17 protein-coding genes are annotated in these 15,663 nt (G+C 62.2%); 7 read left to right on the forward strand and 10 right to left on the reverse strand.

What is annotated here, in order from left to right; all coding sequences use genetic code 11:
• Window positions 1-7: 7 nt before the first annotated feature.
• From RM192_RS15425 to RM192_RS15435, 3 genes are all read right to left on the reverse strand, one after another.
• Entirely contained in the window at window positions 8-277 is a 270-nt protein-coding gene (locus RM192_RS15425) for a PqqD family protein (protein ID WP_311508441.1), read from the reverse strand.
• A gap of 27 nt (window positions 278-304) precedes the next feature.
• Window positions 305-442: a hypothetical protein gene (locus tag RM192_RS15430; protein WP_311508442.1), complete on the reverse strand. Its 138-nt coding sequence runs from the start codon at window positions 440-442 to the stop codon at window positions 305-307.
• A gap of 114 nt (window positions 443-556) precedes the next feature.
• Window positions 557-1,513 (reverse strand): hypothetical protein, encoded by a 957-nt coding sequence (locus RM192_RS15435; RefSeq protein ID WP_311508443.1) that lies wholly within the window; start codon window positions 1,511-1,513, stop codon window positions 557-559.
• Between the two features lie 212 nt (window positions 1,514-1,725).
• Between RM192_RS15435 and RM192_RS15440 the strand changes: the two genes are divergently transcribed.
• From RM192_RS15440 to RM192_RS15450, 3 genes are all read left to right on the forward strand, one after another.
• Window positions 1,726-1,983: a hypothetical protein gene (locus RM192_RS15440; protein WP_311508444.1), complete on the forward strand. Its 258-nt coding sequence runs from the start codon at window positions 1,726-1,728 to the stop codon at window positions 1,981-1,983.
• A 196-nt stretch (window positions 1,984-2,179) separates the two neighbouring features.
• Window positions 2,180-3,526, forward strand: a complete 1,347-nt coding sequence (locus tag RM192_RS15445; RefSeq protein ID WP_311508445.1) for an O-antigen ligase family protein — start codon at window positions 2,180-2,182, stop codon at window positions 3,524-3,526.
• A complete protein-coding gene (locus tag RM192_RS15450; protein ID WP_311508446.1) occupies window positions 3,523-4,239 on the forward strand; it encodes a hypothetical protein in 717 nt (238 codons plus the stop codon). Before RM192_RS15445 ends, RM192_RS15450 begins: the two co-directional genes overlap by 4 nt.
• Before the next feature lie 23 nt (window positions 4,240-4,262).
• Here the strand turns inward: RM192_RS15450 and RM192_RS15455 are convergent, their stop codons facing one another.
• The 3 genes from RM192_RS15455 to RM192_RS15465 are packed head-to-tail and all read right to left on the reverse strand — an operon-like array spanning window position 4,263 to window position 6,094.
• Entirely contained in the window at window positions 4,263-4,811 is a 549-nt protein-coding gene (locus RM192_RS15455; RefSeq protein ID WP_311508447.1) for an LptA/OstA family protein, read from the reverse strand.
• Window positions 4,808-5,452 carry an LPS export ABC transporter periplasmic protein LptC gene (lptC, locus tag RM192_RS15460; RefSeq protein ID WP_311508448.1) on the reverse strand — a complete coding sequence of 215 codons (645 nt, stop codon included), beginning with the start codon at window positions 5,450-5,452 and terminating at the stop codon, window positions 4,808-4,810. The genes RM192_RS15455 and lptC overlap by 4 nt, the downstream gene beginning before the upstream one ends.
• A gap of 24 nt (window positions 5,453-5,476) precedes the next feature.
• Window positions 5,477-6,094 carry a ribonuclease D gene (locus tag RM192_RS15465; protein ID WP_311508449.1) on the reverse strand — a complete coding sequence of 206 codons (618 nt, stop codon included), beginning with the start codon at window positions 6,092-6,094 and terminating at the stop codon, window positions 5,477-5,479.
• Window positions 6,095-6,256: 162 nt separating this feature from the next.
• On the opposite strand from RM192_RS15465, the gene cysD reads away from it, so the two are divergent.
• Genes cysD through RM192_RS15480 form a run of 3 tightly spaced genes read left to right on the forward strand, consistent with a single transcriptional unit; the run spans window position 6,257 to window position 9,431 of the window.
• On the forward strand, window positions 6,257-7,186 hold the full coding sequence (cysD, locus tag RM192_RS15470; RefSeq protein WP_311508651.1) for a sulfate adenylyltransferase subunit CysD: 930 nt from the start codon (window positions 6,257-6,259) through the stop codon (window positions 7,184-7,186).
• The gene (gene cysN, locus RM192_RS15475) at window positions 7,186-9,117 is read left to right on the forward strand and encodes a sulfate adenylyltransferase subunit CysN (RefSeq protein WP_311508450.1); all 1,932 of its coding nucleotides are present in this window, start codon (window positions 7,186-7,188) and stop codon (window positions 9,115-9,117) included. The genes cysD and cysN overlap by 1 nt, the downstream gene beginning before the upstream one ends.
• Before the next feature lie 41 nt (window positions 9,118-9,158).
• Window positions 9,159-9,431, forward strand: coding sequence for a DUF2061 domain-containing protein (locus RM192_RS15480; protein ID WP_311508451.1), 273 nt, complete (start codon window positions 9,159-9,161; stop codon window positions 9,429-9,431).
• Between the two features lie 31 nt (window positions 9,432-9,462).
• Here RM192_RS15480 and RM192_RS15485 read toward each other — a convergent pair whose 3' ends face one another.
• Entirely contained in the window at window positions 9,463-10,767 is a 1,305-nt protein-coding gene (locus RM192_RS15485; RefSeq protein ID WP_311508452.1) for a UDP-glucose/GDP-mannose dehydrogenase family protein, read from the reverse strand.
• Window positions 10,768-10,883: 116 nt separating this feature from the next.
• Here RM192_RS15485 and ung point away from each other — a divergent pair, with 116 nt between their 5' ends.
• On the forward strand, window positions 10,884-11,567 hold the full coding sequence (gene ung, locus RM192_RS15490; protein ID WP_311508453.1) for a uracil-DNA glycosylase: 684 nt from the start codon (window positions 10,884-10,886) through the stop codon (window positions 11,565-11,567).
• A 51-nt stretch (window positions 11,568-11,618) separates the two neighbouring features.
• On the opposite strand, the gene RM192_RS15495 is transcribed toward ung, so the two are convergent.
• The 3 genes from RM192_RS15495 to ileS are packed head-to-tail and all read right to left on the reverse strand — an operon-like array spanning window position 11,619 to window position 15,537.
• Entirely contained in the window at window positions 11,619-12,032 is a 414-nt protein-coding gene (locus RM192_RS15495) for a DUF3035 domain-containing protein (RefSeq protein WP_311508454.1), read from the reverse strand.
• Window positions 12,032-12,550, reverse strand: coding sequence for a signal peptidase II (lspA, locus tag RM192_RS15500; protein WP_311508456.1), 519 nt, complete (start codon window positions 12,548-12,550; stop codon window positions 12,032-12,034). The genes RM192_RS15495 and lspA overlap by 1 nt, the downstream gene beginning before the upstream one ends.
• Entirely contained in the window at window positions 12,550-15,537 is a 2,988-nt protein-coding gene (ileS, locus tag RM192_RS15505) for an isoleucine--tRNA ligase (RefSeq protein WP_311508457.1), read from the reverse strand. Before ileS ends, lspA begins: the two co-directional genes overlap by 1 nt.
• Between the last annotated feature and the right edge of the window lie 126 nt (window positions 15,538-15,663).

Genomic DNA, 15,663 nt, shown 5'->3' on the forward strand with positions numbered 1-15,663 from the left:
GCAAAGATCAGGCCGGTTTCGCGAAGCCCGCAGTTGTCAGCTGCGAAACAAATGCATCCACGGAGCGCTGACATTCGTCCTGCGCAATACCGTATTCCTGCATCAGATCCTGACAGATCAGATCGAGATCCGGCTGATCATCAAGCCTTCGCCAGATGTCCAGTCCCACCCCTTTCAAGGAGAAGAACTTGCCGGTCTCGACATGGATCATGACCAATTCACCATCGACCTCGGTCGCACAATGAGATGCGTCGAGCTTGTGAAGAATTCTGGCCATATTACTTCAGAACCTGGGAAGTGTTAATCAGCTCTTCGACTTGCCCTGCGAGCCGCCGTCACCGCCATTGCCCTTGCCAGCTGCAATTGCCGTCAGATCGACGGTGAGTTCTTCAAGAACCGGAGCAGACCAGATCTTGCAAGCTACGTCGTTACGCTCAGTCATGATTGAACTCCTAACTAAAGTTAGTACCAAAACTCGTATCTCTTAACCGTCATATATATTTGTTGCGGCTGCGAAGCAAGCCAGAAAGGGCAGATTTGCAATAAGTCCCGCGCTTCAAGGGTTATTGGCCGTGTGCGCGCTACGCAGCAACTGCGAAATAACCTCCACATCCGTGCCGAATCGGAGCGAATCAAAGGGCCGGCGCAGCGTCCAGAATCGCACCCCCGCACAGAACTGCAGCAGAAACTGTTCATGCGCAGCGCGGTCGCCTCGCGCCACGTGAACGAAGCCGCGGTAAAGAGCGCCCGGCAACAGCGCGAGCTTGGCAGCGCCCGTAACCGGCTCGAGGGTCACTTCATCGCCTCGTTCCAGAAATACCAGATCGGTCAGCGGTAGCGGCGCCTCAGCCTTGCACGCCGCAGCGGCATAATGCTTGCCCGGCATCGACGGAACCGGCCGACCCGCTTCAATCGACGTCATCTGCAAAGCATCGCCCCACAATTTCAAGGACTTGCTATCCGGTAATGCATAAACGCAACCGGGCTGAAGGGACAGCACAAGGGTGTCGTCGCAGACATGAGGATGGCCGTATGCTGCCATAGCTGCAGCCAGAGTCGATTTGCCGCCACCCGAATCGGCGGTAAACGCCACGATGTGGCCGCCGATATCGACCGCGCTGGCATGGAGCGGCACCAGCCCGTTCAACCAGGCCACTGCCCCGAACACCGTGCCCCACAGAAACAGCTCGAAGTCGGTCTCGCCATCGCCATCGGGCATCTGCACCGTCAGGCCTTCACCGCGGCAATAATGAAAGCGCACATCGTCCCAGGTGGTGAACAGGATTTCGTCGTTCGAAATCGAAAAGCCTTCCTCGTCATCGAAGAAGGCGCCTTCAATTCGTGCCGGCACAGTGCCCAGAACGAATCGCATTTCATGCTGCATGAGCGAAAGATCTGCGCGGGCCTGCGATTCGCCGTTCACGGCATGATCATTTTGCATCAAACGCAGATCCATGCGTGCGCTGCAAAATGCAACCATATTGCGCGCACAATACCTCCAAAACGCTGCCAAATCTGCCGCTTTCTTCCTGATTCTTGAGGAAAAAACGCGGAAAACCGACAGTTTTTGAATCTTCCAGTTCGGCCCGATAACGCCACCAAATTGGAGAAGTTAGTGTCTTATCAGGGTTAACACGTAGTTTTGGTTGCGAATCATTTTGCATTGCGGTATTCCCGGCAGGGAGAGGGCGGTACACGGAAGCGATACTGCTTAGGAGATTAGTCATGAAGTTTACCCGCGTTGCTACGGCGCTTGTTGCGACAGCCATGCTGACCGCACCGATCGCTGCCCAAGCCGGCACTCGTGCCAACTCTGCCGCGGTGTATCCGTCGGCAACCTACTCGGCAAACCGCGCTTCGGCAAAGGTTGACGACGAGAATGGCCTGAAGCCGGCGATCTGGGTGATCGTTCTGCTTTCGGGCGGCGCTGCTGCCTACGGTCTCTCGCGTGCATTCGACAACAAGTCGAACGGCGCGAACTGATCCAGCACTGAAGATTACAGGAACCCGGCTTCCCTGCATGGGCGGCCGGGTTCTTTGTGTCTGGACCACACAGCCGAAGCGTGCTGCTGCAAAATGGCCGGACCGGCGTGCAGCCCCGAATGCAGCATTGTCCAAACCCCGCACGGTCGCGTTCACTAACGCTTGACCCGGCAGCCTATCCGGTTGATCAGTCCCCATGCTCAAGAACCGGGCCGACCAGCTCACCGCATTCGTTGTATTGGCCGCATTATTCGGTGGCGGTGGCGTCGCCTATGGGCTTTCCAACCTCATCATCCAGTTGGCAGCGCTGGCGCTTCTTGCGCTGCACTACCCGGCCGTCCGGCATTTCGTTGCCAAGGCGCCGCGCACACTGATTGCGCTGCTGCTGGCAACTTTGCTGGTTCCCCTTCTACAGCTTGCACCATTGCCCCCGTCCATCTGGACCGCCATGCCGGGCCGCGAGATGGTGCTTGAAGCGCTTGTCGCCGCAGGCGGCGAGGGCTGGTTCGCCACAACGGTCAACAGTGCCCGCACCTTCGTCGCATTCCTGGGTCTCCTCGCACCGTTCACCGTGATCGTCCTGGGGTGGCGCTCACCGGACAATACAGTCGGCAGGATGACGCTTGCTTTCATTGCATTGGGCGTCGCAAATGTCCTGCTGGGGGCTGTGCAGTTGCTCGGGCCGGGCCATCTTGGCGTCCTTTACGTTGAAAACGACATGGCCGGCGTAATGTTCGGGCTTTTCGCCAATCGCAATTCAACCGGCATCTTCCTCGATTGCTGCCTGATCCTCTTGGCGACGCTGCCACCAACCCGATTGGCGTCAACTGCTGGGCTGGCGAAAATGATCGCAGCGGTGCTGCTGGTCCTCGGCGTCATCCTCACCCAGTCGCGCACCAGTTTCGTCTTGCTGCTGGTTCCGCTCGGGTTTGCAGTCATTCGGCAGATTTCCGCCCGGTTCGAGCGCCGTGGTAACGGAAGCATTACCCCGGCGCCGCGACTGGCGCTGGGAAGTCTGATTGCACTGGTCACTTTGGGCGCGATCCTCGTGCCGCTGACCGGTGGGTCACGCATCGACAGCGTACTTGCCCGTTTCGAACAGAAGCAGGAACAGCGCCCGATGATCTGGGAAGATGCCCGCTACTCGGTTTCGCGTTACTGGCCGGTCGGTGCGGGCATGGCCACATTCGACGAAGTCTTCCAGGCAGACGAATCGCTCGAATATGTGTCGCAGCGCCGGGCCGGTCGTGCGCACAACGATTACATAGAAATCGCGATCGAAGCCGGCGCATTTGGATTGGCCCTTGTTGCCGCTTGGGCCTTGTGGGCGTTCGTTTCGGCATGGCAGGCAATCGCCGCACCGCAGCGCTGGCCGGCTCTTGGCGGCTTTGCCATCCTGCTGACGATCGGCCTGCAATCGGTGCTCGACTATCCGTTGCGCAATCAGACCATGCTCTGTCTCGCAGGTCTCGCCGTACTCCTGCTTGCCCCCGTCGCAGGTCGCGGGACCCGGCGAACGGATGATGCGGAGAATGTGCCATGATTCGCGCTGTGTGGATCACGCTCATGGCAGGCATCGCGGTGTGCGCTGTCGGCGCGGAGCTTGACCGGGCCTCGCGGCGCGAGCCAGCATTGACAGCCATCGTGCCAGGCCCGTTTCGCAGTTTCGCGCAGGAACGCCTGACGACCACCGTCGTGCGTTCCGGCACTCCCGAGATTGCAATAGAGACCGCCAGGACACTGGTCCGCCGCCGTCCGCTGCCTTCGGAGCATCTTTCTCTTCTTGCCATTGCCAAGGAGCGCAATGGCGACCGTGCAGGCAGCGGCCTGTTGATTCAGGCCGCCGCGCGGCGCGGATGGCGTGATTCGATAGCGCAGCAGGCGATGTTCGACATTGCCTTGGGCGCGGGCGATCCGGCAGAGGCTTCGCGCCGCCTGGCAGCGCTTTGGTCACAGAACGAGGATCAGGTGCCGCTCGGCGACTTGACCACCCGGCTTCTGGCTACGCCGCAGGGTCGCCAGGCCATGGCCGAAACGCTCAAGACGCCAGGGCGCTGGCAGAAGGCTTTCCTCTCGCCTTCGTCCGAAAATACGTCGAAGGAACTGGCAGAGACGATCGCAGAAGCGGACCGGGCCGGGGCACGGCTCGATTGTACATCGCTTGGGCGGCTCGGACAGTCCTATGCCGGGCAAAAGCGCGCTTATGAAGAGGCGCTCGTCGCAAGCGCAATCAGGAACTGCACAAAGCCGGACTGACCGGCAGCACAGACTTTCGGCCGTCAGTTCTGCTTGACGTTGAACGTCCCGGATACGCGCCCGCTTCCGGCCGAACCAGCCCCGCCCGAACGACCGTCCACGCTGGACAAACCTGAATCCAGGTCGATTACCAGCCGCCCGCCATTGAGCGTGTCACCATTGCGCCGAAGCGCGACATTGCCGGTCATGGTGATGACATTGCGGCCGAAGTCATAGACCGCCACATCGCCCCGCGCGCTTTCGCCGCCGCGCGTGACCTGCACGCCGCCGGTGGCGTCGATCCGGTCGATGCTGATCTGCCCGGGATTGCTGTAGGCAACGGTCGTACGGGCGGCGCGCAGGCGCAGATCGGACTGGGCAATATCAACATTGCCCGAAAGGACCACGCGCTTGGCCTTGTCCTGCACTTCGATGCGGTCTGCCGCGTAGTTGACCGGGGCTTTGCTGTCATGCCCGGCAATGCCTTGCGCGAACAAGGCGTTGGCCCCGGCGACTAGCGCAGTCGCTCCGGCAAAACCGATGGCAGCCATGCGCAGTGGCCGTGCGGAAAGGATGATTTCGGTCGTGGTCATGGCATATTCATCCTGCCCGGCACCATGCGGAGGCGGGCGTTTCCATCAAGCGTTACGGAGCGTTCCGACAGATCCGCGCTTATCGCGTCGGCGGAAAATGTGCCAGCCGGAATGCGGCCTTCGACCGGCCCCCGGCTCTTGAGCAGCTTGCCGCCAAGATCGATGTCGACGTTCGTCGCGGTCATCCGGTAACCGTCCGACGTCTGGAAATTGATCGGCCCCTTGATGTCGACGATCTCGTTGCCGAAATTGTAGTCGCCATTGCCTGCGGTCAGCAGGGCGGGGCCATCGTCGAGCATGATTCGAGCGGTCAACTGTTCCAGCTGGATCAGCGGATTGGCCTTGGTTCGCTGGATCGCCGATCCCGCCGTGATCGAAAAGCTGCGCCCTTCGTCATCCTGCCCGCGGTACATCGCGCTCGAAACCTGCATCCGGTCATCGACTACGGCCACCTTGCGACGGTCGAGCAGGAAGCTGATCTCGCCGCGCGGCGAGATCGGCGCGATGATCATCACGGCAAGCAGCGCGCCAACGGCAGCAGGAAGGGCGCGCGCCAGAAAATGCACGAGCCGGTCGTGAAAACCGCCCGGCGCAGCAAAACTGCGCCTGCGGGTTCGCATCATGTCGGCTTGCACGGTCATTGCGGCAACCTTGCTCCCCGCACCTTACTCGTGGCTGAAGATGTCACGCTCTGCCCAACCGGCGAGGTCAAGCCGCGCCCGCATCGGCAGGAAGTCGAAGCAGGCCTGCGCCATTTCCGTGCGGTGTTCGCGCGCCAGCCGCTCTACCAGAATAGCGTGCATCGCGTGCAGGAAGCGCACGTCCGAGGCGGCATACTCCTGTTGCGCATCGGTAAGCGCCGGCGCGCCCCAGTCGCTTGATTGCTGCTGCTTGGAAATCTCCTTGCCCAGCAGTTCGCGTACCAGATCCTTGAGCCCGTGGCGGTCGGTATAGGTGCGGACCAGCTTGGAGGCGATCTTGGTGCAGAACACCGGCGCGGCAACTACGCCGAGATAGTGTTCGATTGCGGCAAGATCGAACCGCGCAAAGTGATAGAGCTTGATCCGCGCCGGATCGGCCAGAACTGCCTTGAGGTTCGGCGCAGCAAAGCTGCTTCCGGGCGCGAAACGCACCAGATGTTCATCGCCTTTGCCGTCCGAAATCTGCACGAGACACAGACGGTCGCGCGGAGTGATCAGTCCCATCGTCTCGGTATCGACAGCAACGGGGCCAGGTGCAAGCACGCCCTCGGGCAGGTCTTCTTCGTGGAGGTATACAGCCATTGCTAGCGCTTAGGCGGTTGGCACCATGCCCGCAAGCTTTGTCGGCTGCAGACTTGCCCGGCGAAAGCCCGACTTGCACCGGCTAAAGACATGTCACTTCGCCCGCTCCCAAATGGGAGTATCTGCACATGACCCTCGCCGCCATCCCGGCTTCAACGCAATATCGGAGCGAAAGCCGAAGCGATGACCAGTTCGACCCTCACACACCTGCAGCGTCTCGAAGCCGAGGCAATCCACATCATGCGCGAGGTTGTGGCCGAGTCCGAGAACCCGGTCATGCTCTATTCGGTGGGCAAGGACAGCGCGGTGATGCTGCACCTGGCGCGCAAGGCGTTCTACCCCTCGCCCCCGCCGTTCCCGCTGCTGCATGTCGATACCACCTGGAAATTCCAGGAAATGTACAAGCTCCGCGACCGCATGGCGCAGGAGAGCGGCATGGAACTGCTGGTCTATCAGAACCCCGAAGCGGCCGAGCGCGGGATCAACCCGTTCGACCATGGCGCGCTCCACACCGACATGTGGAAGACCGAAGGGCTGAAGCAGGCGCTCGACAAGTATGGCTTCGACGCAGCCTTTGGCGGCGCGCGGCGCGACGAGGAAAAGAGCCGCGCCAAGGAGCGCATCTTCAGCTTCCGCACCGCAAGCCACGGTTGGGACCCCAAGAACCAGCGCCCCGAACTGTGGAACCTCTACAACGCCCGCAAGAACAAGGGCGAATCGATCCGCGTCTTCCCGATCTCGAACTGGACCGAGCTCGATATCTGGCAGTACATCCACCTCAACGATGTGCCGATCGTCCCGCTCTATTTCGCGGACGAGCGCCCCACCGTGGAGCGCGATGGCATGCTGCTGATGGTCGATGATGACCGCTTCCCGCTGCAACCGGGCGAAGAACCGGTGATGCGCTCGATCCGGTTCCGCACGCTGGGCTGCTACCCGCTGACCGGCGCGGTGGAAAGCACGGCCAAGACCTTGCCTGAGGTGATCCAGGAAACCCTGCTCACCACCACCAGCGAGCGTCAGGGCCGCGCGATCGACAAGGACGCTGGCGGCGCCGGCATGGAAGTCAAGAAGCAGCAGGGGTACTTCTGATGTCGGACACCGTCACCACCGACCCGATCTACGTCACCGAAGCGCTCATCGCCGAGGACATCGACGCCTATCTTGACCAGCATCAGCACAAGACCATGCTGCGCTTCATCACCTGCGGGTCGGTGGACGATGGCAAGTCCACGCTGATCGGCCGCCTGCTCTATGATTCGAAGATGATCTTCGAGGACCAGCTCGCTGCACTCGAAAGCGACAGCAAGAAGGTCGGCACGCAGGGGCAAGAGATCGACTTCGCTCTGCTGGTCGACGGCCTTGCAGCCGAGCGCGAGCAAGGCATCACCATCGATGTCGCCTACCGCTTCTTCAATACCGAGAAGCGCAAGTTCATCGTCGCCGATTGCCCCGGCCACGAACAGTACACCCGCAATATGGTGACGGGCGCTTCCACCGCCGACCTCGCGGTGATCCTTATCGACGCGCGCAAGGGCGTGCTGGTGCAGACGCGCCGCCATTCGTACCTGTGCCACCTGATCGGCATCAAGAACATCGTCCTTGCCGTCAACAAGATGGACCTCGTCGATTACAATCAGGCCACCTTTGACGCCATCGTCAAGGACTACACCGAGTTCGCGCGCTCTATCGGAATCGATTCGTTCACCGCGATGCCGATATCGGGTTTCAAGGGTGACAACATCACCACGCGCTCGGCCAATACCCCGTGGTACGGCGGCCCGACGCTGATCGAGCACCTGGAAACGGTCGAAGTGCTCTCGGCGCTCGATGCCGACAAGCCGTTCCGCATGCCCGTGCAGTGGGTCAACCGACCCAATCTCGACTTTCGCGGGTTTTCCGGCCTGATCGCCACCGGCAGCGTCAAGCCCGGTGATGCCGTCCGCGTCCTGCCTTCGGGCAAGACCAGCACGGTCACGCGGGTGGTTACACTCGACGGCGATCTTGACGAAGCCGTGGCAGGCCAGTCGGTTACCGTCTGCTTTGCCGACGAAGTCGATTGCTCGCGCGGCGACGTGATCGCGCTTGCCGACAATCCACCCGAGGCTGCAGACCAGTTCGAGGCGACGCTCGTTTGGCTGAACGACGAAGCGATGATCCCCGGCCGCGCCTATTGGCTCAAGCTCGCTACGCAGACCGTCTCTGCCACGGTGCAGGCGCCAAAATACGTCGTGAACGTCAACACGATGGAGCAATTAGCCGCCAAGACGTTGGAGCTCAACGCCATCGGCGTTGCCGAACTCGCCACCGACAAGTCCATCGTGTTCGAAGCCTATGCGCAGAGCCGGACGCTCGGCGGGTTCGTGCTGGTCGACAAGATCACCAACGCGACTGTCGCGGCAGGCATGCTCAATTTCAGCCTGCGCCGCGCCCAGAACGTGCACTGGCAGGCGCTCGACATCAGCCGCGAGGCACACGCCGCTGCGAAGAACCAGAAGCCCGCGGTGCTGTGGTTCACCGGCCTGTCGGGTTCAGGCAAGTCGACCATCGCCAACCTCGTCGAGAAGAAGCTGCACGCCCTTGGCAAGCACACCTTCCTGCTCGACGGCGACAACGTGCGCCATGGCCTCAACAAGGATCTCGGCTTCACCGAGGCTGACCGTATCGAGAATATTCGCCGCGTTGGCGAAGTGGCCAAGTTGATGACCGATGCGGGCTTGATCGTCCTGACCGCCTTCATCAGCCCGTTCCGTGCCGAACGCGAGATGGTGCGCGCACTCCAGGCGGATGGTGAATTCCTTGAGGTGTTCATCGACACGCCGTTAGAGGAAGCCGAGCGCCGCGATGTGAAGGGCCTCTACAAGAAGGCTCGCTCCGGCCAACTCAAGAACTTCACCGGTATCGACAGCCCCTACGAAGCGCCGCAGAATCCTGAAATCAGGGTAGACACCACGCATGAAACGCCCGAAGCAGCAGCCGAGCGCATCGTCGACCATCTGCTCGGCTGGGCGCCTGCGATCTGAAGAACCCGCGCGATCCATCGCGCGGGCAGGAGAATGTCTGAATGATCCTGTTTCATGGCCATGAAGCGCACGCCCGTTCGGTCGTCAAGGCGATCAGCTGGCGCATGCTCGGCAGCATCGATACGTTCCTGCTGAGCTGGCTGTTCACCGGCAGCGCCAAGGCCGCAGGCGCCATCGCCGGCACCGAGGTGATTACCAAAATCGCTCTGTATTACTTCCATGAACGCGTCTGGAGCTCAATCCATTGGGGCACCAAGCGACCGCCAGCAGATGACGAGGCCACCGCGCCAGCGCCCGAGCCGGGATTGGCCTAAGGTACTTTGCCTAGCCTGTCCCTGAGGCGCTTCAAGGCCGGCCGATGCTGCTGTAGGCGAACCCAGCCGCGCGCAGTTCGTCCGGATCATAGACATTGCGCAGGTCAACCAGGACCGGCGCGTTCGCCAACTGCTTCACGCGGCCCAGATCGATAGCCCGGAAAGCGTCCCATTCGGTCACCAGAACGATGGCGTCTGCACCCTTGATCGCGGCATAAGTATTCTCTGCCATTTCCACGTCCGGCATGATTTCCGCCGCGGCCGCCATGCCTTCGGGGTCGTAGGCGACGACGTCTGCGCCTGCATCGAGCAGGGTCTGCGCAATCGCAATCGACGGCGCATCGCGCATATCGTCGGTATTGGGCTTGAAGGTCAGCCCGAGCAACGCCACGCGCTTGCCCCGCGCCTCGCCGCCCAGCGCCTCGATCACCTTGCGGCCCATCGCACGCTTGCGGCTGTCGTTGACCTTGACAACCGCTTCGACCAGCCGGACCGGGCTGCTGAAGTCCTCGGCCGTCTTGAGCAGCGCCAGCGTATCCTTGGGGAAGCACGATCCGCCATAGCCCGGCCCTGCGTGCAGGAACTTCGAGCCGATGCGGCCGTCCAGCCCGATCCCGCGCGACACGTCCTGCACATCGGCGCCAACCTTCTCGCACAGGTCTGCCATCTCGTTGATGAAGGTGATCTTCGTCGCAAGGAAGGCGTTTGCGGCATACTTGATCAGTTCGCTGCTACGGCGCGACGTGAACAGGATCGGTGCGCGGTTGAGGAACAGCGGGCGATAGACCTCGCGCATCACCCCGCGCGCCCACTCGTCTTCCGCGCCGATCACGATACGGTCTGGCCGCTTGAAATCGCCGATAGCGGCGCCTTCCCGCAGGAATTCGGGATTTGACACGACCGAGAACTTCACGGCGGTACCGCTCTCGCTGATGATCCGCTCGACCGCATCGCCGGTGCCAACCGGCACGGTGGACTTGGTAACGATCACCGCTGGGTTCCTGAGATGCTCGCCCAGTTCCTGCGCCACCGCGTTGACATAGCTGAGATCGGCATGGCCATCGCCGCGCCGCGACGGCGTGCCCACGGCGATGAAGATCGCCTGCGCGCCTTCGATGGCGCTGGCAAGGTCGGTCGAGAACTGCAGGCGGCCCGCCTTGACGTTGGCCGCGACCAGTTCGGCAAGGCCCGGCTCGTAGATGGGCATCACGCCATCGAGCAGTCGCTGGATCTTCGCCTCGTCCTTGTCGATGCAGACCACGTCATGGCCGAAATCGGCGAAGCACGCCCCGGACACCAGCCCGACATACCCCGAACCCACCATCGCGATCTTCATCAAGCACTCCTTTTGCGAACCTGTAAGGCACGGCTGAACGGCTGTTAGCAAGCGGTTATCAGCCCAAGCAACCCCGCTTGCGGCGCCGGTCCCTAAACGTCTAACCTTGCGGGGACATGACTACCTCAAACCTGCCCGAAACCTGGCGCCCCACTCTCGCCCCCGTGCTGCAGACGCCGCCCCTGCGCGCGCTGGGCGATTTTCTCAACGCCGAGGAAAGCAGTGGCAAGACCATCTATCCGCCGCGCGGCCAGAGGCTGGCCGCGCTTGAAATCACGGCGCTGAGCGATGTCCGCGTCGTCATCCTCGGACAAGACCCTTACCACGGCCCCGGACAGGCCCACGGCATCGCCTTCTCGGTGCAGGACGGGGTCAAAGTGCCACCGAGCCTGGTCAATATCTACAAGGAACTCGAAACCGATCTCGGCATTCCGCGCGCGCGTCACGGCAACCTGACCCGCTGGGCGCAGCAGGGCGTGCTCCTGCTGAACAATGCGCTGACCGTCGAGGCTGCCAACGCCGGATCGCATCAGGGGCGCGGATGGGAACAATTCACCGACGCTGCCGTCGCCGCCGTCGCAGCGCGTCCGGACCCGACCGTGTTCATGCTCTGGGGCAGCCATGCGCAGAAAAAGGCGGCGCGCGTGGCCGGCCTTTCAGACGGTCCGCACCTCGTGCTCAAGGCCCCGCACCCCAGCCCGCTCTCGGCCTACCACGGCTTCTTCGGGAGCCGCCCGTTCAGCCAGGCCAATGCCTTTCTCGAAGCGCACGGTCGCGGCACGATCGACTGGCGGGTGTAAAGAAAAACCCCGCCGAAGCGGGGTCTTCCAAACAGCTAATGCCTCAGCCCATCAGCCGGGAATCGAAGCCGTTGCGGCCTGACCGTCACCTTCTGGCGCGGCAAGGATATCTCGCACGACCTGGCCCTTGGCCACGGTCTGCGTGCCCGGATCGCCCACGGTCGAGCGGATCGACGTCGCTGCCGTGCCTGCGCGATTGAGCGTATCGGTCTCAACCCCCGAACGGGCCGACGGACCGCCGAACAGCGCATCCAGTGCCTGCTTGCCGGTTTCCGAATCCTGCGGGCGCGGCGCGCCGGGATTGGGCGGGGTAAGCGCGAAGTCGGGCGGCACCACCAGCGGCGCGGCGCGCGTTACCGCCATCTCGTCGGGCCGGTCACGGTTGAACAGCCCGCCGCCGCCGCCACAGGCAGTGAGCAGCGTGGCCGCCGAAACGACGAGGGCAAGGGCGGCAGCTTTACGCATCATGCATTCTCCGTGGCGGTATCGTCGCCGCTATCAAGTGGCTTTTCGCGCGATTTGAACGAGCGGGCAAGCAGTATCAGGACGCCGAAGGTGATCGCCACATCGGCAAGGTTGAAGATCTGGAACGGACGCCACGTGCCGATGTGCAGGTCGGCATAGTCGATCACATAGCCGAACTTGAGCCGGTCATAGATATTGCCGAGCGCGCCGCCCAGCACCATGCCGAGGCCGAGAATGTCGCCCCGCGCGGTCTCGCGCAGCATCCAGATGAACACCCCGGTTGCGATCAGCGCAGTCACCGCGATCAGGCCCAGCCGCATTTCCAGCGAGGTCGCCGTGAACATGCCGAACGAAACGCCGTAATTCTCGGCATAGCGCAGATCGAACATCGGCAGGAGGTCGATCACTTCGTGAACCCGCAGTTGCAGCGGCCCAACCATCAGCGCCTTGACCGCGCGGTCCACCGCGAAGACCAGTGCGGCAAGGCCAATGCCCTCAAGACGCGCGCGCGGGAGCATCAGGCGCCTGCGTCGATCTGCGCGACGACGGTCTCGCAGCGCCCGCACAAGTCGCCGTCCTCCGTCACCTCGGGAAGGAGGCGCCAGCAGCGGCCGCACTTGTTGTCGGTGGAGCGTGTCACAGTCACATCGCTGCCCTGCCCGCGCGTTACTGTCGCGGTGATGAACAGCTCAGCCAGATCGGCCTCGGGCGCGGATTCGGGCACGGTGACGACGGCTTCAAGCCCCGACCCCAGCACCTTTTCGCGGCGCAGCGGCTCGATCGCCTCGTTCACGGTCTGGCGCAACGCACGAAGCTCTGTCCACCGCGCCTCGTCCACCGTAATCGCGGGAACCTCGGGCCATTCCAGCAGGTGCACGCTGTCCGCATCGGGATAGCGCGATGCCCACACTTCTTCCGCTGTGAACACCAGCACCGGCGCGCCATAGCGCACCAGCGCATGGAACAGCGTGTCGAGCACGGTGCGATAAGCGCGGCGCTTGGGGTCCGTGACCGCGTCGCAGTACAGGCTGTCCTTGCGGATATCGAAGAAGAACGCCGAGAGGTCCTCGTTGCAGAACTCGGTCAGCGCGCGGACATAAGTGTTGAAATCGAAGTCATCGACCGCCTGCCGCAGCGTGGCGTCCAGCTTGCCCAGCAGGCTCAGCATATAGCGCTCAAGCTCGGGCATCTCGTCCACCGGCAGCCGCTCAGCGTCCGAGAAACCTTCCAGCGCCCCCAGCAGATAGCGATAGGTATTGCGCAGCTTGCGGTACTGGTCGGCGACCCCCTGAAGGATCTCCTTGCCGATGCGGTGGTCCTCGGTGAAATCGACCGACAGCGCCCACAACCGCAGGATGTCCGCGCCATAATCGCGCATCAGATCGATCGGGCTGATCGTGTTGCCGAGCGACTTGGACATCTTCATGCCCTTCTGGTCCATCGTGAAGCCGTGCGTCAGCACCGCATCATAGGGCGCGCGGCCCCGCGTGGCGCAGCTTTCCAGCAGCGAGGACTGGAACCAGCCGCGATGTTGGTCCGATCCTTCGAGATAGAGATTCGCGGGCCATTGCAGATCGGGCCAGCGCCCCGATTCCAGCACGAAGGCATGGGTGGAGCCGGAATCGAACCACACGTCGAGAATGTCGGTGACGCGCTCGTAATCGTCGAGCTTGTATTTATCGCCGAGGTACTCCTGCGCGTGCTCCTCGTCCCACGCATCCACGCCGCCCGCCATGACGGCGGCAACGATGCGGGCGTTCACTTCGGGATCGTTCAGGTACTGCCCGCTCTTGCGATCCACGAACAAAGTGATCGGCACGCCCCACGCGCGCTGGCGCGACAGCACCCAATCGGGGCGGCCATCGACCATCGCACCGATGCGGTTGCGGCCCTTTTCGGGGACGAAGCGGGTGTTGGCGATGGCCTTGAGAGCGATCTCGCGCAGGGTTTCCCCTCCGTCAGCGCTACGCGCTGCCACCTCCCCATTTGGTTCCACAAAATGGGGAGGATTTGATCCTCCCTGTTTCTCCGCAGGATAAACGGGGAGGGGGACCGTCGGCGAAGCCGATGGTGGAGGGGTAACCGCTCGGTCCATCGGCACGAACCACTGCGGCGTGCAGCGATAGATCACCTTGGCCTTCGAACGCCACGAATGCGGGTAGGAATGCTTGTAGTCGGCACTTGCCGCCAGCAACCCGCCAGCCTCGCGCAGGTCCGAACAGATCGGCCCATCGGGCGCGTTGAACTTGGGGTTGATGACCGAGCCCTGCCCGCCGAGCCAGCCCCAGTCCTCACGATACTTGCCATCGCCCAGCACCGCAAACACCGGCTCGATCCCGTGCGCCTTGCACAGCGCAAAATCGTCCTCGCCATGATCGGGCGCCATGTGGACAAGGCCCGTACCGCTGTCGGTCGTGACGAAATCCCCGGGAAGCATCGGACGCGGCTTGGCAAAGAACCCGCCGAGCGCGTGCATCGGGTGGCGGGCGATGGTTCCGGCGAGGTCAGAGCCTTTGCCGGACCAAACGGTTTCATATTGCTCAGCGTAAGTATGAGCTAAGCCGCGAGAAATCTCCGCAGATCGCCGGTCATAATAGTCGCCAACAAGAGCTTTAGCGACAAGTGCAAGCTGACCTATCGGTAGAAATCGATTGATTGCGTCAGTAGCGCATTCCATACCGGTCGCATTTGTATCAATATTTACTAGATATCGCCGCTTTAGCACGACATAATCAACCTCAGGCCCATAAGCCAAAGCCTGGTTCACCGGGATCGTCCACGGCGTCGTCGTCCAGATCACCGCATGAGCGCCGACCAGTTCGGCAATCGGCGATTCCACGATCTCGAACGCCACGTCGATCTGCGTCGAGACGATGTCCTCGTACTCGACCTCGGCCTCGGCCAGCGCGGTCTTTTCGACCGGCGACCACATCACCGGCTTGGCCCCGCGATAGAGCTGGCCGCTTTCTGCAAACTTCAGCAGCTCGCGCACGATGGTGCCCTCAGCCTGCGAATCCATCGTCAGGTAGGGGTTGTCCCAATCGCCATTGATGCCGAGGCGCTTGAGCTGTTCGCGCTGCACATCGACCCATTTCTGGGCATAGGCGCGGCATTCGGCGCGGAATTCCTTGGGCGGAACCTCGTCCTTGTTCTTCTTTTTCTTGCGATATTCCTCCTCGACCTTCCATTCGATGGGCAGGCCGTGGCAGTCCCAGCCGGGCACATAGGGCGCGTCCTTGCCCAGCAGCGTCTGGGTGCGGCAGACCATGTCCTTGAGGATATGGTTCAGCGCATGGCCGATGTGCATGTCGCCATTGGCATAGGGCGGGCCGTCATGGAGGATGAACTTCTCGCGGCCCTTCCGGCTCTCGCGGACCTTCTGGTAAATGCCCTCATCCTGCCAGCGCGACAGGATCACCGGCTCCTTCTGGGGGAGCCCGGCTTTCATCGGGAAATCGGTCTTCGGCAGGAAGACGGTCGGGCGGAAGTCGCGTGGTTCGGTCATATTGCCCGCGCGTTAGAACAATCCGGCGGTTTGGGGAAGTCTCGGCAATTCCCACACCCGTTCGTTCGATCACCCACCCCGTTCGTGTCGAGCGTAGTCGAGACACAGGTGCGCAGTGTCTCGACT

It is taken from the genome of Novosphingobium sp. MMS21-SN21R, assembly GCF_031846015.1.
Classification (GTDB): domain Bacteria; phylum Pseudomonadota; class Alphaproteobacteria; order Sphingomonadales; family Sphingomonadaceae; genus Novosphingobium.